Genomic DNA, 19,911 nt, shown 5'->3' with positions numbered 1-19,911 from the left:
CAAGATCGGGCATAATAAATGCCCCTAAATAAAATCCAAGGGCATTTTATATTCTATGTGTTCTAAAAATTAGGGCTACTCCTGAAAGTGCCTAAAAAGGCATCCAATACCAAAATACAGACCCACCAAAAAATTGGAATGGCCTCGACCCAAAAGGAAGAAAAAAATTGGGATTGATTTCTTCTGGTCACCAACATTAACATTCCTAGAACCAGAAATGCCAGGCCTTTACTCAACACCTCCAAATACGTCAGGGAATCTTTCATAAAAGTTAAAAAGAAAAAAACAACCACGCCGGCGGCACCCAAAATTTTTGTGTTCAGGTAACCATATCGTTGGGGCAAAGTTCTAAGTTCCGGATCATCATAATCCAAATCCCTAATTTCAAATGGCAACATTAGGATCAGCACCATTAAAAATCGCTGCACCAACTCCACTGCAACATCCCAATCCAAAACCATATCTGCAGCTACAATTGGTAAAACTACCGTTGTACCCGCCCACACCAAAGCCACTATAAAAATTTTGAGACCTCCCAAACTTCTAAGATTTTTTGCGTTGGGCAACAGCGGAACTGCATATAAACTAGTCAAAACCAGTAAAATTGTAATTCCTATCCAAGTTTCAAAGGACATAAAAAAGGAATGATACAAAGCAAAGGCCCCTGCAATAAAACTGACCACCTGAATATTCTTGTGATAAGTATTGGCTACTAGAAAATACTTTTTTGCCTCCACCCCATATTTCACAAAGTTGTAGCAAGCAATTGTTCCGAAAAATACTAGATACGATATATGGTTGTCCCTGGACAATCCAAAAAAAATGCAGGTGATTTCAATAAATGCAAAAACCGATAACGCAACATGTACACTGGCATCCAAGTAAAAATGAAATAAGTAGCTACGCCAGTTCATAAATCAAAAATAACCAAAGTGTTCATAACCTCTTATTTTAGTTAAAAACTTTGAAGGAGTTGGAAGTAAAAGCTGCAAAATAAACATAAATAATGAGTATTTTTGCTCACCTATATTTTAGATTAAAAATGCTTGAATTTATGAGGACAGACGTATTTGCCTTGCGCCATATCGGCATTAGGGAGGAAGACCTTCCACAGATGCTAAGAACCATCAATGCCAACTCAGTGGACCAATTGATAACCGAAACAATTCCAGACGATATTCGCCTTGAAAAACCCTTGGCTCTGGAGCCGCCTATGAGTGAGCACGAGTATTTGTCCCATATCCAAGTTTTATCCGAAAAGAATAAAGTTTTTAAATCCTATATCGGTCTTGGTTATCATGAAAGTATAACCCCTTCAGTGATAAAGAGAAATATTTTGGAAAATGCAGGATGGTATACGGCCTACACACCTTACCAAGCTGAAATTGCCCAAGGGCGCCTAGAGGCCTTATTGAATTTCCAGACCGTAATAGCAGAACTCACAGGAATGGAATTGGCCAACGCCTCACTTTTGGACGAGAGTACTGCCGCTGCAGAAGCCATGACCATGCTCTTTGATGTACGAAGTAGGGATCAAAAGAAAAACAACGTTTTAAAATTCTTTGTTTCCGAAGAGATATTGCCCCAGACATTGTCCCTGTTAAAAACAAGGTCGACCCCACTTGAAATAGAACTGATCGTTGGAAACCACGAAAGCTTTGAATTTGGAGATGATTATTTTGGCGCCTTGTTGCAATATCCAGGAAAGCATGGTCAAGTAAATGATTATGCCCCATTCGTGGCCAAAGCGGTTGAAAAAAATATAAAAGTTGCCGTTGCTGCAGATATCTTAAGTTTGGCATTATTGACCCCTCCGGGTGAATTTGGAGCCGATGTGGTGGTAGGAACCACTCAACGATTTGGAATTCCTTTAGGCTACGGTGGACCTCATGCCGCTTTTTTTGCCACTAAAGAAGAGTACAAAAGAAGTATTCCAGGCAGAATAATCGGAGTTACAAAGGACACCGATGGCAAGCCGGCTTTAAGGATGGCGTTACAAACAAGGGAGCAGCACATAAAACGCGACAAAGCTACCTCCAACATCTGCACAGCTCAGGTCCTGTTGGCTGTAATGGCCGGAATGTACGCTGTTTATCACGGACCTAAGGGACTAAAATATATCGCAAACAAGGTACATTCCACAGCGGTTACCCTAGTGGATAGTCTTGAAAAATTAGGGTTGTATCAAACCAACACTAGTTATTTTGATACCATAAGCATAAAGGCAGATTCCTCAAAAGTGAGGCCCATTGCCGAAAAACATGAGGTTAATTTCCTATACGTTGATGCAGACACCATATCGATTGCATTGAACGAAGCTACCTCCCTAAAAGATCTACAATTAATAGTAAATATTTTCGCAGAAGCCATTGGGAAAGAACCCATTGTTATCAATGGCCTTTTAGCACAATCCCTTCTTGAAAACAAGCTGGTGCGCACTTCAACGTTTTTGGAGAATAGTGTATTCAATTCCTATCACTCGGAAACCGAATTGATGAGGTATATTAAAAAATTGGAACGAAAGGATCTGGCATTGAACCACTCCATGATTTCCTTGGGCTCATGTACCATGAAATTGAACGCGGCCTCCGAAATGTTGCCATTGAGCTTGGCGCGTTGGGGAAATATCCATCCCTTTGTACCTATTGACCAAGCGGAAGGCTATCAGATCATCCTTAAGGAATTGGAAAAAGATCTTAATATCATCACCGGGTTTGCCGGAACTTCTTTACAACCAAATTCTGGAGCGCAAGGAGAATTTGCCGGCCTAATGGTCATAAGGGCATACCACGAGTCCAGAGGGGAAGGTCATAGAAATATTTGCTTAATACCTGCCTCGGCACATGGCACCAACCCTGCTTCAGCAGTTATGGCGGGCATGAAGGTAGTAGTTACAAAAACTGACGAAAACGGGAACATAGATGTGACCGACTTAGCTGAAAAAGCCGAGTTGCACAAAGACAATCTATCCGCTTTAATGGTAACCTACCCGTCTACCCACGGTGTATTCGAATCATCCATTAAGGAAATTACAAAATTGATCCATGACAACGGAGGTCAAGTCTATATGGACGGGGCCAATATGAATGCACAGGTAGGATTGACCAATCCTGCCACCATTGGGGCCGATGTCTGCCACTTAAACCTACATAAAACATTCGCTATCCCTCATGGTGGTGGTGGCCCTGGAGTTGGCCCCATTTGCGTGGCAGAACAACTAGTACCATTTCTACCAGGAAACCCCGTAATTAAAACGGGCGGAGACAAGGCTATTACAGCCATATCGGCTGCTCCTTGGGGAAGCTCGTTGGTATGTTTAATTTCTTATGGATATATAAAAATGTTGGGGGAAAACGGATTGACCCAGTCTACAAAGACCGCTATCCTAAATGCGAACTACATTAAAAATAAGCTTAGTGGAAAATTTGATGTACTCTATACGGGAGAAAGAGGTAGAGCTGCCCACGAAATGATTATAGACTGTAGACCATTTAAAGAAAATGGAATAGAAGTTACCGATATCGCAAAAAGATTAATGGATTATGGATTCCATGCACCTACAGTTTCTTTCCCGGTAGCCGGAACACTTATGATAGAACCTACGGAAAGCGAAAGCCTGACAGAATTGGACCGATTCTGTAGTGCCATGCTATCTATTCGTGAAGAAATTGATGCAGCATCCGTTGAGGACAATAACAATGCTCTAAAAAATGCACCCCACACTTTGGAAATGATTACCAATGACAAATGGGAGTTTCCTTACAGTAGACAACAAGCGGCCTTCCCATTGCCATATATTTTGGATAACAAGTTTTGGCCTAGCGTAAGACGCGTGGACGACACATATGGAGACCGTAATTTAATATGCACTTGTGCGCCCATCGAAGCTTATGTAGAAGCCTAAAAATCTCAACAAAATCAAGCCTTTTAAAGCCTTTCCATCAAATGTGAAAGGCTTTTTTTTGAGCAAATACAAAAGCTTAATTATCTTGAACATCATATCAAATCCGAAGGACATAAATTACCGCGGCCCAATTGGTTTATATTTATACTATTAAAATTGCACATTATTATGAACATAGGCATTACTGGCACTGGTTCTTACCTTCCATCTATCGTAACAAAAAATTCAGATTTTAAAAATCACGATTTTTTAAATGAGGATGGCACTCCCTTTAAGCATCCAAATGATGTGATCATTCAAAAATTCCAAGGCATTACCGGAATAAGCGAAAGGCGCTATGCCGAGGATAATTTAAACACCTCCAAACTGGCATTTTTTGCTGCAGAAAAGGCAATAGCCAATGCCCAAATTAACAAAGAGGAACTAGACTATATAATTTTTGCCCATAATTTTGGTGATGTATCAGTTGGTAAAAACCAAGGGGACACCTTACCAAGTTTGGCCACTCGGGTAAAACACCAATTACAGATCAAGAATCCCAAATGTGTTGCCTATGACCTCCTATTTGGTTGCCCAGGTTGGATAGAAGGAGTAATCCAGGCAAATGCATTTATCAAAAGTGGGATTGCCAAAAAATGCCTTGTAATTGGTGCAGAAACCCTATCAAGGATTGTGGACAAGCATGATAGGGACTCCATGATCTATTCGGATGGTGCCGGGGCAACCATTATTGAAGCCAGGGAAAATGCTGGCCAAATCCTGTCGCACAATAGCGCAACCTATGCCAATGAAGAAGCCTTTTTTCTCTTCTATGGCGAGTCCTATTCCAAAACTGCAAAAGACGATACGCGATACATAAAAATGCATGGCCGAAAAATATATGAATTTGCGGTAACCCATGTACCCCAGGCCATGAAAGACTGTTTGGATAAAAGTGGAGTGGCGATCAACGAAGTAAAAAAGATATTCATTCATCAGGCCAATGAAAAAATGGATGAGGCCATAGTAAAACGTTTTTATAATCTTTTCAATATGGAAGTGCCCAATAGAATTATGCCCATGAGCATAGAAAAATTGGGAAATAGTTCCGTAGCTACCATTCCCACCCTATTTGATATGGTGAAAAATGGAAAAATGGAAAATCAATCGATAAAAAAGGGAGATGTTGTTATATTTGCCAGTGTTGGTGCAGGCATGAACATAAACGCCATTGTCTATAGGGTATAATCCATAGACTGCTAAACACTTTTTCAAATATCTTTGTTTCTGGTTTTTGGATAATTCCTTATTAAACCGTAAAAAACATCTTAACAACAAACCAGATTACCGCCGATGTACGAAAGAACCTTCCCGAACAAACGTTTTAAACATACTCTGGAATTTCTACAAAAACATGTGTCTACCGATCAATCTATTTTAGATCTTGGGGTTGAAAATCCCTTTTCCAAGATTATGAAAGAAAATGGTTACCAAGTGGAGAATACAACAGGTGAGGATTTAGACATCGATTTTTCCGCTGCCTTGACCACCAAGGCCGATGTTGCCACTGCCTTTGAAATCTTTGAACATCTTTTGGCCCCATTCAATATTCTCAGCCAAATCAAAACCGATAAATTGGTAGCCAGTATCCCTTTAAGATTATGGTTTTCATCGGCCTACAAAAGCAAGACAGACCCTTGGGACAGACACTATCACGAGTTTGAAGACTGGCAGTTTGATTGGTTACTGGAAAAGGCGGGATGGGAAATTAAGGATCGGGCAAAATGGACCAATCCCGTGAAAAAAATTGGGATAAGACCACTGCTCCGTAGTTTTACCCCCAGATATTACATTGTTTATGCCGAAAGAAAAAACAGCAATAAACCAGTTCTTTAAAGACCAGCAAGTAAAAACCATCTAATAAATATACCGTAATTCCAAATAGGGAATACCAATTGAAATGTTTACACATGGTTTACCTAAGATAGAAAGCAGACCGGCCCTACCAATAAATCAAATAAAATTTTAACGGTGAACTACTACATTATCATTCCAGCACACAACGAAGGCCAATACTTAATGGAGGCCCTGCAATCCGTGGTTATACAAACCATGCCTCCAAAAAGAGTTGTTGTAGTAAATGATAATTCATCGGACAATACAGAAGAAATAATAGACAGCTTCACTGCCAAACATAATTATATCTCAAAGATCAATGCAAAGTCTTCCACTGCCCATTTGCCCGGTAGCAAAGTTATTAATGCCTTTAATAAAGGCTTGGAGCAATTGGATGACGACTATGACTTTATAGTGAAGTTAGATGCCGATATAATCCTTCCCGAGTCCTATTTTGAAAAAGTAGCCAAGATATTTTCAACAGATGCAAAAATTGGGGTAGCAGGTGGTTTTGCTTATGAACAGGACAAAAACGGGGAATGGAAATTAAATCATCCAATGGACAAGGACCATGTACGTGGTGCTTTTAAAGCTTACAGCAAGAGGTGTTTTAATTCCATTGGCGGACTTAAAACTGCCATGGGATGGGACACCGTGGACGAGTTACTTGCCCAATACAACGGTTTTAATATCTATACCGATAGTAACTTACAAGTTAAACACTTACGGCCTTTGGGAAATGCATATAATAAAAAAGCCAAATTACTTCAAGGAAAGGCCATGTTCACCATGAGATACGGGTTACTGATTACGTTTATTGCCTCCATAAAAATGGCTTTGAAACAAAAAAAGCCAAGAGCGTTTTCAGATAATCTTCAAGGGTATTTTCTGGCCAGAAAAGAAAAAATAGATTTTCTGGTAAGTCCCGCGGAGGGTCAGTTTATTCGCCAATTGCGATGGAGAAAAATAAAAGCCAAACTCTTCCAATAAGAAAAGTTTGGCTTTTTAATTTTTACAATAAAACTTACTATTATTCTATCACCTCTTCAATTGGCTCTCCTGTAGTACCTGAAGGAGCGTTCATTCCCATTAAGGCAGCTATTGTTGGAGCTATGTCCGGGATTTCAGTTCTATTTACCGTACTCCCTTTCTTAATGCCTTTACCATAAAATAATAAGGGGGCATGCGTGTCGTAATTCCATGGCGACCCATGCGTTGAACCTGTATTGCCATATTTTCCACTTCCTGGATCGAAAACAAAAAGTACATCACCTGAACGTTTTTGATTAAATCCGTTCTGTACGATATAAGGAATTCCGCTGGTATATTGATTCTGCCACATCTGATTGGCCGTAAACACCTTATATATACCATCATACTGGATTAACTCTAAAGCCAACTCTTCTTCAACATCATCAACATCCAAATCCAAACTCTTGATTACCCTATAATCCAAAAACAACTGATTATTGGAATTCTTCTTCACAATATCTGTAGTTCCATAGGTATATTTCAAATATTCAGTAAGCCGATCGTCCAATTTTTTTGATTCCACAACACTACCAGGAAGTTTCAGATCCCTTAAAAAAGCCGGAACATTAATAGCTGCATGATCAGCGGTTAGAAAAACGGTATATTCCCCAGTTCCCACTTTTTTATCCAAAGTTTCAAAAAGACGTTTTAAATCTTGGTCCAAACGCAGATAGGTATCCTCTACCTCCTTCGAGTTTACCCCCCATTTATGCCCCACATAATCCGTACTTGAGAAACTAATTGCCAGGAAGTCTGTATAACTATCCGTTCCAAGCGCCTCTTTATCCACAGCCTCCAAAGCAAAATCAGTGGTTAAACTATTCCCATACGGAGTACTTTTTAAAATACTATATTTACCATTATTATCCCACAAACCAACTAAATCGTGAGGAAAGGTTGGAGTAGACTGACCTTCAAAGAGCCCTTCGTAACTATTGTTATCCTCACCACTTTCCAGATAGCTATTGATGTCCTTAAGGGTCGTCCAAGGTTTTTTATATTTATCCACACTTTTTTGTGCATTAAATTCACTTACCCAATTAGGCAATTTGTCCATATAATAAGAGCTCGTAATCCAATTACCTGCGGACCCGCCATCAAACCAATATGCGGCATTGGCAGTATGCCCTCCAGGCAGAACGGCACCTCTGTCCTTAATCGCAACAGCAATTACCTTACCGCGCATTTGGGTGTGCAACCTCACTTGGTCCGTAATGGTTGTAGTTTGAACCCTGTGTGGGGACATTTTTCCGGCATCTGAAGACGTTCCAACAGAATTATAATTAGGGTCTCCTGCGCAGTAAACACTTTCATCCGCGTATTTATCATACCAATCATTTGCAATTATACCGTGTATAGACGGCGTTGTCCCCGTATAAACAGAGGCATGTCCGGCACCAGTAACTGTTGGTGCATAATTAAAATGATTGTTTTTACAATTAAACCCATCATTCACCAATCGCTTAAATCCGCCATCCCCATATTGATTCCAAAAACGCGTCAAATAATCGTACCTCATTTGGTCTACCACAATACCCACGACCAATTTAGGGGTGGTAGCAATATTCCGATCCGTAGCATTCTCAGCAATGGAGATGGCTTCTACCTTATTTTTTTTGGATTTTCTCTGGGCATTTACCTTAACAGGATTAAATCCTATTACAAGCGCTAACACCAATAGCAGCAGACTCTTATTTCGCATTCTTCTTGTTTTTTAAAAAACAAAAATATAGAAATAAAACCTTTAAATTTTAATTGGAAGTTAAATGATTCTTAATATTGTTATTTTTACATTCCTAAGCAATATTTTACATTGAATGAATTATATAGCATCAATAGGCAGTTATTTTATAATGATCAGGGAGGTTTTCAAAAAACCCACCAAATGGTCCATTATGAAGACCCTAATATTAAAGGAAATAGACGAACTGGTTTATGGTTCCATGGGTATTATTATTTTCATTTCCTTTTTCATCGGAGGTGTAGTTTCCATACAGACCGCCCTGAACATTACCAACCCACTTATACCTCGAAATCTTATTGGGTTTGCCACCAGGCAATCGGTAATACTTGAATTTGCCCCAACTTTCACCTCTATAATTATGGCCGGTAAAGTGGGTTCCTATATCACATCCAGTATTGGTACTATGAGGGTAACGGAACAAATTGATGCCCTGGAGATCATGGGGGTCAATTCTTTGAACTATCTTGTTTTTCCGAAAATAATAGCCATGTTGTTTTATCCATTTGTGATAGCGATAGCGATGTATGTGGGTATATTTGGAGGTTGGACAGCCGGTGTTTTTGGAGGATTTAGCTCCAGTGCTGACTTCGTTGAAGGCCTGCAATTGGACTTCATACCGTTTCATATCACATATTCCTTTGTAAAATCGATAGTTTTTGCTCTGATTATTGCCACCATACCATCCTTTCACGGATACTACATGAAAGGGGGGGCGTTGGAAGTTGGTAAGGCCAGTACCACAGCCTTTGTGTGGACAAGTGTTGTGATCATCATTGTAAATTACATCTTAACACAATTACTTTTGGGCTAATGATAGTAGTAGACAACATACATAAATCTTTCGGGGAAAGCCATGTTTTAAAAGGCATTAGTTCCAATTTTGAAAAAGGCAAGACCAACCTTATAATAGGGCAAAGTGGTTCCGGAAAAACGGTATTTTTAAAATGTCTTTTGGGTCTCTTTACTCCTGATGAAGGCACCATTAGCTATGACGGAAAAATATATTCCGAACTATCCGCAAGCGAACAACGCAACTTAAGACAGGAAATGGGAATGGTATTTCAGGGTAGCGCCCTGTTCGATTCCATGACCGTACAGGGCAATGTTATGTTTCCCTTGGGAATGTTCACCAAACAATCGAAATCGGAAATGCAGGATCGTGTAGATTTTGTACTTAAACGAGTAAACCTAGTTGATGCCCATAATAAATTTCCATCGGAAATATCGGGAGGGATGCAAAAGCGGGTGGCCATTGCCAGAGCCATTGTAATGAATCCAAAATACTTATTTTGTGATGAACCCAATTCAGGATTAGATCCCAAAACAGCCATCCTTATAGACAACCTTATCCATGAAATCACCCAGGAATACGATATTACAACCGTAATCAATACCCATGACATGAATTCGGTTATGGAAATTGGCGAGAAGATAATTTTCCTAAAAAATGGCCTAAAGGAATGGGAAGGCAGTAATAAAGAAATTTTTAAAACTGAAAACGAAGCGGTAACCGACTTCGTCTATTCCTCGGAATTATTTAAAAAGGTGAGACAGATGTATATAGAAGAGCGGAATTAACTCTGTTCTTCCCTGACTTGAATCTTCGAATTCTTTAGCCTTAGTCGCAACCAATCCGTTAGTTTCTGGGAATCGGTTTTTATTTGCTGGGCGGGCACTCCCTTTTTCCACTGTACATTAAACACAGGGATAGTATCCAGTTTATTAAAATCCGTTGTAATGGTATACGAAAAGCCCAGGCTGGTCAAATTCTCATAATTGGTCTTGGCTTCGGCACTAATTTCCTGAAAAGGAATCTGCTGCTCAACTATCTTACTCATTTTTCCGACCTCTTCTTTTAAAACCTGAATCTGCTGTTCCTTACTAAGTAATTCCGCCTTTTTGGACTCGTACAGTTCGCTGACATACCTCATTTGATCCAACTCTTGGTTTTTAGATCCCTGTACAATTTTTAATTCCACATTTTTAAGCTTATCGAAGGTATTTTTTTGCGTATTCCAAGTTGCAATAACATTGTCCGGGATGGTTTCGTTCCCCATAAACACCAATTCAATAAATCCATCAACCCCGTGATTGTATTGTATATCTGTTAAATTCTCCAAATAACGGCCTTCTCCCGGTAATTCATAAGGCACAATATTGTTGGTCACAAATTGCTTGGCCTCCTTTTTAAACAAAGACTCTTGAAACACATCATAGAAAGTAAATCCAGCAGGAATCATGACCAAAATAGCCACTATGGATGCCATTCGGGCAATAAACCTTCTTCTTTGTGAATTGGCATACCGGACCATTGGAAAACGCAATAATTTTATAACCAAAAACGTGGCCAGCGCAATAAAAATGGTATTTATCGTAAAAAGGTACATGGCACCGGTGGCATAGCTAAAATTACCAATGGCCAAACCAAAACCAACCGTACATAAAGGAGGCATCAAGGCTGTTGCAATGGCTACACCATAAATAACGCTGGCTATGGTCCCTTTTTTTGCACGGGCAATCACCAATGCCAATCCACCAAAAAAGGCAATAAGCACATCCCTAATGTCCGGAGCGGTCCTTGCCAACAACTCCGATGATTCATCCCTTAAGGGGAATAAATAAAAGAATAAAAAGGCCGTAATAACACTTAAGGCAACCATAACCGCAAAATTCTTGAGCGATCGCCTCAAGGTATCTATATCATTGATTGCCAAGGATAGTCCCATACCCAAAATAGGTCCCATTAAAGGTGAAATTAACATGGCACCGATAACAACCGCTGTAGAATTGGCATTAAGACCTACCGATGCAATAAAAATAGAGCATATTAAAATCCAAGAAGTATGGCCTTTAAAAGGAATATCCGCAACAATGGATTCTTTTGTAGCCTCCTGATCCGTATTCTTACGTATATCCAAAAGATCGGCCAGAAATACTTTAACACCTTCCAAAAGACCTCTAAAATCTCTCTTTATGTCCTGCCTACTACCTTCAGGGAATTCCTGTTTCTGGTCTTTATTTAAATTTTCCTCCATAATTAAGCAAGCTGATCTCCAAATTTATCTTTGATTTTTGCAAGTACCTTTTTAATATCCTGTTCCTTAGATTTGGGATATATAAGCAAAACCTCCTCTTTGTCTACTACAATATAGTCTTTTAATCCATCAATAACGATAATTTTTCCTTTTGGGGAACTAATCATATTCCCTTGGGAATCCTCGGCTAAAACCCGACAATTCACTAAAGCGTTCTGGTTATCGTCCTTGTCCAATTTATCGTACAAAGAACCCCAGGTACCAAGATCGTTCCAATCAAAAGTGGCCGGTAAAACAAAAATATTACTGGACGGTTCCAAGATGGCATAGTCTATGGAAACATTCTCCGCCTTGGGGTAATTTTCATTTATGAACGCCCTTTCCTGATCGGTATTATAGTATACTAATCCACTCAGAAATAAATTGTATTGTTCTGGTTGATATTTTTTAAAAGCATCTACTATAGTTTTTACACTCCACATAAAAATACCGGCATTCCACAAAAAATTTCCTTGTTTTATGAAATCCTTGGCCGTTTCATAATCAGGTTTTTCTCTAAACTGATTAACAGTCTTCAATGGTTCCACATCTTTCTTTTCAAATTCTATATATCCAAAACCGGTATTTGGAAAAGTAGGCTTGATACCCAAGGTACATATAACATTTTCCTTTTCGCACTTATCAAAGCAGGTTATAACGTCCTTTGCAAATGCTTCCTCATCCTCTATCCAATGATCACTGGGGGCAACTATCATAACTGCATCCGGGTTCTTCTTCTGTATTTTTAAGGCCGCATACAATATACATGGAGCAGTATTGCGCATGGCCGGCTCCAAAACAACTTGCTCCTGCTTAACCTCCGGCAATTGCTCCAAGACCAGTTCGTTATATCTTTCATTGGTCAAGATCAAAATATTTTCAACCGGTACAAACTTAGCCAGCCTTTTAAAGGTCTTCTGTATCAAGGTATCCCCCGTACCCAACATATCATGAAACTGCTTTGGATACGCAGTTGTACTTATCGGCCAAAATCTGGATCCCACTCCACCAGCCATCAAAACTGCATAATAATTTTTATCCATAGTGTTTCCTTTAATCTTTTATCAATTCCACTTCGGCATTGGGCTGAAACAGATAGACCTTACCCGTAGCTACTTCGATACATTCGTATCGCTTTACCCTTTTATTCTTTTTTTGAAATAATTTTCCATTATATATCCTGAAAACACTGCCATGTGGCAATTCAAAAATATAGGATTTTTCACTATCCTGTTCATCAAATTGCTTTAGGGCCAAGGAGAGGCCGGCATCTGTATCACTGCTCGCCTTCGGATTTCTAAAATGTCTGGCCAACATGGGCAAAAGATTGGTTGGAAAAACCTCCGGCCTTAAAAATGGCAACATCAGATATTGAAATGTTCTTTTCCACTCCAATCCGTGTGGTTTTATTTTACGTCCATATTTTTCGAAAGCAACCAAATGAGCTATTTCATGAACCAAAGTGATCAAGAATCGATATTTATTTAAAGTGGCGTTCACAGTAATTTGATGGGATCCGTTGGGCATCCTCCTATAATCACCATGACGGGTAACCCGTTGATCTACAATTTTAAGGTGTACACCATTTTCCTTTATAAGTTCCAAACTTAAACTTACCGCCCTTTCTGGAAGATACTTTTTCAAGGTGTCCTGCATAGTAACAAAATTAGAAATTTTAAGATTCCATATAGCCTTAAGTCTAAATTTTATCCAAAATACAATTAACGAAACCAAAAAAAATGTTTACACGAGAATATTTACACTTTTATTAACGACCAAAGACAACTTCTTTCCACTAACTTTGCATTCCCGTTGCACGGAGCGAAATACAAACTATTATTATAATTATGAACGAGTTAAGAACCACCAATAAGTTATTGCTTATTATAGTAATCCCCTTAGTGTTTTACTTACTAAAACTTCTATCGTTTATCTTTATTCCCCTTATTTTCTCTATGTTCATAGCTTTATTGTTCCTACCCATTATGCGCTGGCTCAATAAAAAGAATGTATCCAAGCCTATCAGTATTTTTATTGTTATACTGATTTTCATTGGGGCCTTAAAAATTGGGGGAGAACTAATACAACTTACCAGCAAGGAAATACTATCTGCAGACAATGCTTTTTTCCAAAAGGCGGAGACCAAATTGGAAGCCCTATTATTAGGCATGGAAGATTATCTTGGAATTCCCTATTCCAAAGAGGAAAACATCATTAACAATTTTATCCCCAAAGAAAGTATGATGAAGAACTTTGGGTCGACCCTAGATTTTATTGGCAATACGGTCACCATGATATTAATGACGGTGTTTTTCGTTGTGCTTTGGTTGGCAGAGTCAATAAACGTTCAAAAATTAATGAACAATACCATTCTAAAACAAAAGCACACCTCGGTTAAAACGTTTGTAAAAGTTGAAAAAGACCTTATTAAATTTATAAAGGTCAAATTTCTGGTAAGCCTTTTTACAGGAATCGGAATTGGGTTGGCCTGCGTGTTCTTTGATGTAAGCTTTCCAATTTTCTGGGGACTGTTCGCCTTTGCCATAAATTTTGTACAAATGGTCGGCTCCATTATTTCCGTAGTGTTATTGGCGCTATTTGCATTTGTAGAATTGGAGCCCACAAGTACACTCTTGTTCTTTGTTCTGTCCATAACCGGGGTACAGGTTTTGTTCGGATCAATACTGGAGCCCATATTCATGGGAAAATCTTTTTCCATTAACATAATTACCGTATTGGTAATGTTGATGTTATGGGGATATATTTGGGGGGTACCTGGATTGATCATGGCAATACCAATCACTGTTTTTATCAAGATTATTTTGGAGCAGTTCCCACAAACGAAAGTAATAGCAAGTTTAATTTCAGGAAACCAACCTTTAAAACCTAACCCCAAAAATAAAGGTAGTTGGTTATAATTTAAGCAAGGAAATCAACTCTTTCATTTGCTCAAAGGTTTTGGTAACTTCATTTTCAAAATCAGGGTCCTCGTTTAACAGGGTATAACCATAAACATCGAATCCCCCTGAGGTGGCCGCCTTAGCTCCCTTAAAGGAATCTTCTATCACCAAGCATTCGTTTGGAGAATAACCCATGGATTTTGAAGCGTAGAGGTAAATAGCAGGGTCGGGTTTCCATTTTCCAATATCATAACAACTATAAATATTGTTTTCAAAGAATGAGGACAGGCCTGCCGTTGCCAAATTCCTTTTAATTTTTTCCTGTGGCCCGCTTGATGCAACACAATAGGGCACTGTCAATTTACTCAAGACCTGTTCAACACCCTCTACCGGTTTCAGATGGGTAGAAAACAGTTCGTAGGACCTTTGGCGATATTCTTTTTCAAATCCCAAGGGCAATTGCTTTTGTATAATCGCCTCTACCTGTTTAATACTATCATTTAAAAACCCTCCTTTAAAATGTTGCATGGCATAGGAAATATCTATCCCAGCACCATGTTCATTGGCCATATCCACGAATACCTGATTGCCCAGCACCTCACTGTCTACCAATACCCCATCACAGTCGAAAATAACACACTTGTATTCTTTCATTGACTTTAAAAATTAAGGTGTTGAGTTGGATACCTGTAACAATTTTCCATTGTATAGTTTATGGCCTGTAAGCGCAAAGTCCTTGATATATGTGGCCATTTCCAAAGCGGTTGTAGGTGCCTTATAACCTGGAAAAGCTTCCTCCAACATTTCGGTCTGTACGGCCCCTAAGGCCAATACATTAAATGATGGCCCCGTTTCCTTGAATTCCTCTGCCCACAATTCTGTCATGGTAATTACAGCACCTTTACTGGAACTATAAGCAGATAATCCTGCAAATTTCATACTGCCCTGAACACCTCCCATAGAACTAATAGTCACCACATGACCGGTTTTGGGCATTAAGGGAATTATTCTTTTGGTGATATTGGCAACTCCAAAAACATTCACTTTATAAACCTCTTCAAATGCCTCCATAGAAGTTTCCAAAAAAGGTTTGTTCAGCAATTTACCTGCATTGTTTATAAGGGCATCAACCTGTTTCCAGTTATTTTCTATGAATTCGTCCAATTGGGCGTAATTGGACTCATTGGCCAAATCAAATGAAAAACTGGATATATTCGGATGATTTAGTGCGGCAATAGGGGCGTTATTTCTAGAAAGGGCCAAGACTTTATGTCCTTCATTAGCAAATAACTGTGCCAATTGAAAGCCAATCCCCCTGCTACTTCCCGTAATTACAATATTCGCCATTACTTGTATTCTATCTCCCCCACCGGGGCATTAATAATATCTTCCAAAACAGGAAGGGTTTTATTTACCAATAGGGCCATATGTTCAAAATCCATTATGGCAACCTCATCGCCTACCTTGTGGTAGTGGTCGAAATTGGTAAAATCGAAGGTACAAAAGGTTTGGGAAGGAACCCCAAACTCTAAATGAAAGGGATAATTATCCGATCTTTTAAACAGATTGTATTCCTTTGCCGTGGGAAGAAATCCAACCAATTTTTCTTGAGCATAGGTATTGCAAATATCCGCTAAATTGGATTCCTCATATCCCGTTACATACATAAAATAGTCCTTCCCTACCAAAGGGACTCCCACCATTTCAAAATTCAGCATGGTATAGAGGTCCAAATTTTGGTCTTTTAGCTTTTTGGCCAAGTGTTTCGACCCCAACAGACCCTTTTCCTCACCACTGAACAGAGCAAAAATTATACTCCGTTTATTATTTTTAAATTTACCAAAATAACGGGCAAACTCCAAGACCGCGGTTGTACCGGAGGCATTATCATTGGCACCATTGGCAATATTATCACCGGCCACCGGATCGGCAGAACCTATATGGTCATAATGGGCACCGATTATAACAAATTCGTTCTTTAAGTGTTCGTCCGTGCCTTCAATATAGCCAACTAAATTGTATGCCGGTTTTTCAAAATTGCTCAACGTATCCCTGTAACTTTTAAAGTAGGGATCAATCCCATTACTCTTAAAAATTGTTTCTATATATTCCGCCGCCATTTCTATTCCTTCACTACCAGTTTCTCGACCCTTCAGGTCATCCGACGCCAAATAGGAAATTATGCCCCCAACCCTTTTTTCTGTGGAAAAATCAGAAATTACCGAAGAAACTCCCTCGCTACCATGAACTACCTCCACATCATTGGCAACTGCACCAGAACCATTGGTCCCTTTTGCCAAACCAACCGACTCATCTATTTTAGCGGCACCACAGCCTAAGGCAATAGATAATATGGCAAGACCTATAATGTTTTTCATAAATTGATTTTTATTTGTCATATAAACGAATTGTATTTTATTCACCAATTTTATACAAAGGCCAAGATGCAACATGAATCTGTTAGTACAATTCATATAACTATCAACAACCAGACAGGACTTAAAGTTAAAAAAGCATCCTGAAAATCAGGATGCTTTTTATATAATTGTTAAAAATATTCAATTTAAGCCAACATGGTAACCGGATTCTCCAAATACGCCCTAAGTGTTTGTAAAAATTGAGCTCCCGTAGCTCCATCCACTGTTCGGTGGTCGCAGGCCAATGTTACTTTCATGGTATTACCAACCACGATCTGACCATTTTTAACCACTGGTTTTTGGACGATGGCACCTACAGACAGTATTGCAGAATTAGGCTGGTTAATAATAGAGGTAAATTCAGAAATACCAAACATTCCAAGATTGGAGACGGTAAAAGTACTGCCCTCCATTTCCGCTGGACTAATTTTTTTATTTCTTGCCTTTCCTGCCAAATCCTTCACTGAAGCCCCTATTTGGGTAAGTGTCATTTGATCCGCAAATTTTAATACAGGAACCAAAAGGCCTTCTTCAACGGCAACGGCAACTCCGATATGAATGTGATGATTATATCTGGTAGTCTCATTGTTCCATGAGGTATTTACCTGTGGGTGCTTTTTTAATGCCATGGCACAAGCCTTAACCACCATATCGTTAAAGGAAACCTTGGTGTCCGGCAAGCCATTGATCTGCTCTCTTGAAACCTTAGCATAATCCATATCAACCTCTATGGTCAAATAGTAATGTGGCGCGGAAAACTTCGATTCTCCCAAACGTTTGGCTATAACCTTGCGCATTTGAGAATTTTTCACTTCCTCAGTCCCCTCTTGCCCTACCGGCAAATTAATTGGGGCCGCAACAGCAGCTTGTGGAGAGGAAGCCTTTTCCTGGGCAGGAAGTGCTTTCTCGGCAGCTTTTTGTTTTGGTTGATATTCCTCTATATCTTTCTTTATAATTCTTCCTTGATCACCACTGCCTTTAACATCCTGTAGATTTATTCCCTTATCCTGGGCAATTTTCTTGGCCAATGGGGATGCAAAAATTCTTTGGCCATCATTGGCAGTAATAGGTGCTGATTCCTGACCGTTACTGGAAGAAGTTTCGGCCTTCTTAGTTTCTTCAGGAGCACTTTCTTCTTCAGAAGCAGAACCTGATCCAGCACTCAACACAGCTTCAACATCTGTTCCTTTTGGACCTATAACAGCAAGCACAGAATCTACCGGTGCTGTTTCACCTTCATTGATTCCTACATATAAAAGGGTACCGGAATAAAAAGATTCAAACTCCATGGTGGCCTTATCGGTCTCAATTTCTGCAAGGATATCCCCTTCTTCAACCTCATCCCCAACTTTTTTCAACCAGGTTGCCACGGTACCTTCTTCCATTGTATCACTAAGGCGAGGCATCTTTACAATCTCTACCCCATCAGGGATAGTAGCACCTGAAGCTTTGGACGCTTCCTTCTTCTCCTCCTTCTTGGCTTCAGCCTCTGCTTCTTTTTCCTCTTTGGCATCTGAAGATGCACTGTTGATCAGCCCAGAGACATCTTCCCCTTTTTCACCAATTATGGCCAAAAGCGAATCCACAGGAGCCGTATCACCTTCTTTAATACCAATATATAATAAAGTTCCCTCATTGAAAGATTCGAACTCCATTGTAGCTTTATCGGTTTCGATTTCCGCTAAAATATCACCTTCTTCAATCTTGTCACCTACTTGCTTTAGCCACTTAGCAACGGTCCCCTCTTCCATGGTATCGCTAAGTCTTGGCATATTTATTACTTCTGCCATTTACTTATATTTTATGTTTTACAAATGGATAGTCCTCTTGATCGTATACCATATCATATAATTGATTTAGAGGCGGATAATCCGATTCCTCCGCAAATTTTTCACACTCCGAAACCAACTTTTTAACCCGAGCATCTATCTCCTTTATCTGGGCATCGCTGGCATATTTGTTTTCCTTTATAGTAGCCAATACTTGGGATATAGGATCAATTTTCTTGTACTCTTCTACCTCCTCCTTAGTCCTATAATGCTGGGCATCAGACATGGAGTGTCCTCTGTACCTATAGGTCTTCATTTCCAAAAAAGTAGGACCGCCTCCGGACCTGGCACGCTCAATAGCCTTGCTCATTTCCTTGGCAACTGTTACCGGATCCATTCCATCTACTGGCCCACATGGCATTTCATATCCCAATCCCAATTTCCAAATTTCCGTTGAATGTGAGGTTCTGGCCACCGATGTTCCCATGGCATAACCATTGTTTTCGCAAACAAAAACAACTGGCAATTGCCAAAGCATTGCCAAGTTAAAACTTTCATGGAGAGACCCCTGTCTTACTGCCCCATCCCCCATATAACAAAGGGTTACAGCATCCCTTTTAAAATACTTATCAGCAAAAGCCAATCCAGCACCTAATGGAATTTGACCACCGACTATACCATGGCCGCCATAAAAACGATGCTCTTTGGAAAAAATATGCATGGATCCTCCCATTCCTTTGGAAGTTCCCGTAACTTTACCATAGAGTTCCGCCATAACTTTTCTGGGATCGACTCCCATACCTATTGGCTGAACGTGATTCCTATAAGCAGTAATCATTCTATCCTTGCTAAGGTCCATTGCATGCAATGCCCCTGCAAGAACCGCTTCCTGTCCATTGTAAAGATGTAAAAATCCACGAACTTTTTGTTGAATATAGACTGCAGCAAGTTTATCTTCAAACTTTCTCCAGAACAACATGTCCTCATACCACTTAAGGTAGACCTCTTTGGTTATTTTTTCCATTAATTGATAATTTATGTAATAATTCGCTTTGATCAAAAACAAGTTTAAGTCAAAAACGGAAAACAAAAATACATATATAAATCAATAGGAAAAAAATTTAAATCAAAAGCTTCGCGTAAAGCGATTATATAAAACAAAATAGGGAATAGTTGAGAAATACCTAAAACCTAAA

General features: G+C 39.4%; 17 protein-coding genes. 7 read left to right on the top strand and 10 right to left on the bottom strand.

The window, feature by feature from the left end:
- Positions 1-62: 62 nt before the first annotated feature.
- The gene (locus tag MWU82_RS21430) at positions 63-914 is read right to left on the bottom strand and encodes a hypothetical protein (protein WP_247097851.1); all 852 of its coding nucleotides are present in this window, start codon (positions 912-914) and stop codon (positions 63-65) included.
- A 140-nt stretch (positions 915-1,054) separates the two neighbouring features.
- Between MWU82_RS21430 and gcvP the strand changes: the two genes are divergently transcribed.
- The 4 genes from gcvP (at position 1,055) to MWU82_RS21410 (ending at position 6,769) form a co-directional block, all read left to right on the top strand.
- The gene (gcvP, locus tag MWU82_RS21425) at positions 1,055-3,904 is read left to right on the top strand and encodes an aminomethyl-transferring glycine dehydrogenase (RefSeq protein ID WP_247097850.1); all 2,850 of its coding nucleotides are present in this window, start codon (positions 1,055-1,057) and stop codon (positions 3,902-3,904) included.
- Between the two features lie 168 nt (positions 3,905-4,072).
- Positions 4,073-5,131, top strand: a complete 1,059-nt coding sequence (locus MWU82_RS21420; RefSeq protein ID WP_247097849.1) for a ketoacyl-ACP synthase III — start codon at positions 4,073-4,075, stop codon at positions 5,129-5,131.
- Positions 5,132-5,236: 105 nt separating this feature from the next.
- Positions 5,237-5,779, top strand: a complete 543-nt coding sequence (locus MWU82_RS21415; RefSeq protein ID WP_247097848.1) for a class I SAM-dependent methyltransferase — start codon at positions 5,237-5,239, stop codon at positions 5,777-5,779.
- Between the two features lie 135 nt (positions 5,780-5,914).
- A complete protein-coding gene (locus MWU82_RS21410; RefSeq protein WP_247097847.1) occupies positions 5,915-6,769 on the top strand; it encodes a glycosyltransferase family 2 protein in 855 nt (284 codons plus the stop codon).
- 40 nt (positions 6,770-6,809) lie between these two features.
- On the opposite strand, the gene pafA is transcribed toward MWU82_RS21410, so the two are convergent.
- Positions 6,810-8,513: an alkaline phosphatase PafA gene (gene pafA, locus MWU82_RS21405; RefSeq protein WP_247097846.1), complete on the bottom strand. Its 1,704-nt coding sequence runs from the start codon at positions 8,511-8,513 to the stop codon at positions 6,810-6,812.
- Between the two features lie 115 nt (positions 8,514-8,628).
- On the opposite strand from pafA, the gene MWU82_RS21400 reads away from it, so the two are divergent.
- Both MWU82_RS21400 and MWU82_RS21395 read left to right on the top strand, forming a co-directional pair.
- Positions 8,629-9,366, top strand: coding sequence for an ABC transporter permease (locus MWU82_RS21400; protein ID WP_215946122.1), 738 nt, complete (start codon positions 8,629-8,631; stop codon positions 9,364-9,366).
- A complete protein-coding gene (locus MWU82_RS21395) occupies positions 9,366-10,133 on the top strand; it encodes an ATP-binding cassette domain-containing protein (RefSeq protein ID WP_247097845.1) in 768 nt (255 codons plus the stop codon). The genes MWU82_RS21400 and MWU82_RS21395 overlap by 1 nt, the downstream gene beginning before the upstream one ends.
- Here the strand turns inward: MWU82_RS21395 and MWU82_RS21390 are convergent.
- From MWU82_RS21390 to MWU82_RS21380, 3 genes are read right to left on the bottom strand one after another with little or no spacing between them, the layout of a single operon-like run.
- Positions 10,130-11,590 (bottom strand): DUF389 domain-containing protein, encoded by a 1,461-nt coding sequence (locus MWU82_RS21390; protein WP_215946124.1) that lies wholly within the window; start codon positions 11,588-11,590, stop codon positions 10,130-10,132. The genes MWU82_RS21395 and MWU82_RS21390 overlap by 4 nt on opposite strands.
- Before the next feature lie 2 nt (positions 11,591-11,592).
- On the bottom strand, positions 11,593-12,672 hold the full coding sequence (locus tag MWU82_RS21385; protein ID WP_247097844.1) for a mannose-1-phosphate guanylyltransferase: 1,080 nt from the start codon (positions 12,670-12,672) through the stop codon (positions 11,593-11,595).
- 10 nt (positions 12,673-12,682) lie between these two features.
- Positions 12,683-13,285 carry a SprT-like domain-containing protein gene (locus tag MWU82_RS21380; protein ID WP_215946126.1) on the bottom strand — a complete coding sequence of 201 codons (603 nt, stop codon included), beginning with the start codon at positions 13,283-13,285 and terminating at the stop codon, positions 12,683-12,685.
- 191 nt (positions 13,286-13,476) lie between these two features.
- On the opposite strand from MWU82_RS21380, the gene MWU82_RS21375 reads away from it, so the two are divergent.
- Positions 13,477-14,547 carry an AI-2E family transporter gene (locus tag MWU82_RS21375; RefSeq protein WP_247097843.1) on the top strand — a complete coding sequence of 357 codons (1,071 nt, stop codon included), beginning with the start codon at positions 13,477-13,479 and terminating at the stop codon, positions 14,545-14,547.
- Here MWU82_RS21375 and MWU82_RS21370 read toward each other — a convergent pair.
- From MWU82_RS21370 to pdhA, 5 genes are all read right to left on the bottom strand, one after another.
- Positions 14,542-15,183, bottom strand: a complete 642-nt coding sequence (locus MWU82_RS21370) for an HAD family hydrolase (RefSeq protein WP_247097842.1) — start codon at positions 15,181-15,183, stop codon at positions 14,542-14,544. The two genes, MWU82_RS21375 and MWU82_RS21370, sit on opposite strands and share 6 nt — an antisense overlap.
- Before the next feature lie 12 nt (positions 15,184-15,195).
- Positions 15,196-15,876 (bottom strand): SDR family NAD(P)-dependent oxidoreductase, encoded by a 681-nt coding sequence (locus MWU82_RS21365; RefSeq protein ID WP_215946129.1) that lies wholly within the window; start codon positions 15,874-15,876, stop codon positions 15,196-15,198.
- Positions 15,876-16,907: a M28 family peptidase gene (locus MWU82_RS21360; RefSeq protein ID WP_247097841.1), complete on the bottom strand. Its 1,032-nt coding sequence runs from the start codon at positions 16,905-16,907 to the stop codon at positions 15,876-15,878. The genes MWU82_RS21365 and MWU82_RS21360 overlap by 1 nt, the downstream gene beginning before the upstream one ends.
- Positions 16,908-17,092: 185 nt before the next feature.
- Positions 17,093-18,736, bottom strand: a complete 1,644-nt coding sequence (locus MWU82_RS21355) for a pyruvate dehydrogenase complex dihydrolipoamide acetyltransferase (RefSeq protein WP_247097840.1) — start codon at positions 18,734-18,736, stop codon at positions 17,093-17,095.
- Positions 18,737-18,740: 4 nt separating this feature from the next.
- On the bottom strand, positions 18,741-19,739 hold the full coding sequence (gene pdhA, locus MWU82_RS21350; protein ID WP_215946132.1) for a pyruvate dehydrogenase (acetyl-transferring) E1 component subunit alpha: 999 nt from the start codon (positions 19,737-19,739) through the stop codon (positions 18,741-18,743).
- Between the last annotated feature and the right edge of the window lie 172 nt (positions 19,740-19,911).

The organism is Arenibacter sp. S6351L (assembly GCF_023016025.1).
Lineage (GTDB): Bacteria > Bacteroidota > Bacteroidia > Flavobacteriales > Flavobacteriaceae > Arenibacter > Arenibacter algicola_B.
This window is presented reverse-complemented; position numbering and strand designations above follow the sequence as displayed.

What these genes read in the sequence shown, in the direction of transcription:
- MWU82_RS21375 (WP_247097843.1), top strand. Translation starts at nt 13,477, where the DNA reads ATGAACGAGTTAAGAACCACCAATAAGTTATTGCTTATTATAGTAATC.
- MWU82_RS21430 (WP_247097851.1), bottom strand. Translation starts at nt 914, where the DNA reads ATGAACTGGCGTAGCTACTTATTTCATTTTTACTTGGATGCCAGTGTA.
- MWU82_RS21385 (WP_247097844.1), bottom strand. Translation starts at nt 12,672, where the DNA reads ATGGATAAAAATTATTATGCAGTTTTGATGGCTGGTGGAGTGGGATCC.
- MWU82_RS21355 (WP_247097840.1), bottom strand. Translation starts at nt 18,736, where the DNA reads ATGGCAGAAGTAATAAATATGCCAAGACTTAGCGATACCATGGAAGAG.
- pafA (WP_247097846.1), bottom strand. Translation starts at nt 8,513, where the DNA reads ATGCGAAATAAGAGTCTGCTGCTATTGGTGTTAGCGCTTGTAATAGGA.
- gcvP (WP_247097850.1), top strand. Translation starts at nt 1,055, where the DNA reads ATGAGGACAGACGTATTTGCCTTGCGCCATATCGGCATTAGGGAGGAA.
- MWU82_RS21365 (WP_215946129.1), bottom strand. Translation starts at nt 15,876, where the DNA reads ATGGCGAATATTGTAATTACGGGAAGTAGCAGGGGGATTGGCTTTCAA.
- MWU82_RS21415 (WP_247097848.1), top strand. Translation starts at nt 5,237, where the DNA reads ATGTACGAAAGAACCTTCCCGAACAAACGTTTTAAACATACTCTGGAA.
- MWU82_RS21420 (WP_247097849.1), top strand. Translation starts at nt 4,073, where the DNA reads ATGAACATAGGCATTACTGGCACTGGTTCTTACCTTCCATCTATCGTA.
- MWU82_RS21390 (WP_215946124.1), bottom strand. Translation starts at nt 11,590, where the DNA reads ATGGAGGAAAATTTAAATAAAGACCAGAAACAGGAATTCCCTGAAGGT.
- MWU82_RS21395 (WP_247097845.1), top strand. Translation starts at nt 9,366, where the DNA reads ATGATAGTAGTAGACAACATACATAAATCTTTCGGGGAAAGCCATGTT.
- MWU82_RS21370 (WP_247097842.1), bottom strand. Translation starts at nt 15,183, where the DNA reads ATGAAAGAATACAAGTGTGTTATTTTCGACTGTGATGGGGTATTGGTA.
- MWU82_RS21400 (WP_215946122.1), top strand. Translation starts at nt 8,629, where the DNA reads ATGAATTATATAGCATCAATAGGCAGTTATTTTATAATGATCAGGGAG.
- MWU82_RS21360 (WP_247097841.1), bottom strand. Translation starts at nt 16,907, where the DNA reads ATGAAAAACATTATAGGTCTTGCCATATTATCTATTGCCTTAGGCTGT.
- MWU82_RS21380 (WP_215946126.1), bottom strand. Translation starts at nt 13,285, where the DNA reads ATGCAGGACACCTTGAAAAAGTATCTTCCAGAAAGGGCGGTAAGTTTA.
- pdhA (WP_215946132.1), bottom strand. Translation starts at nt 19,739, where the DNA reads ATGGAAAAAATAACCAAAGAGGTCTACCTTAAGTGGTATGAGGACATG.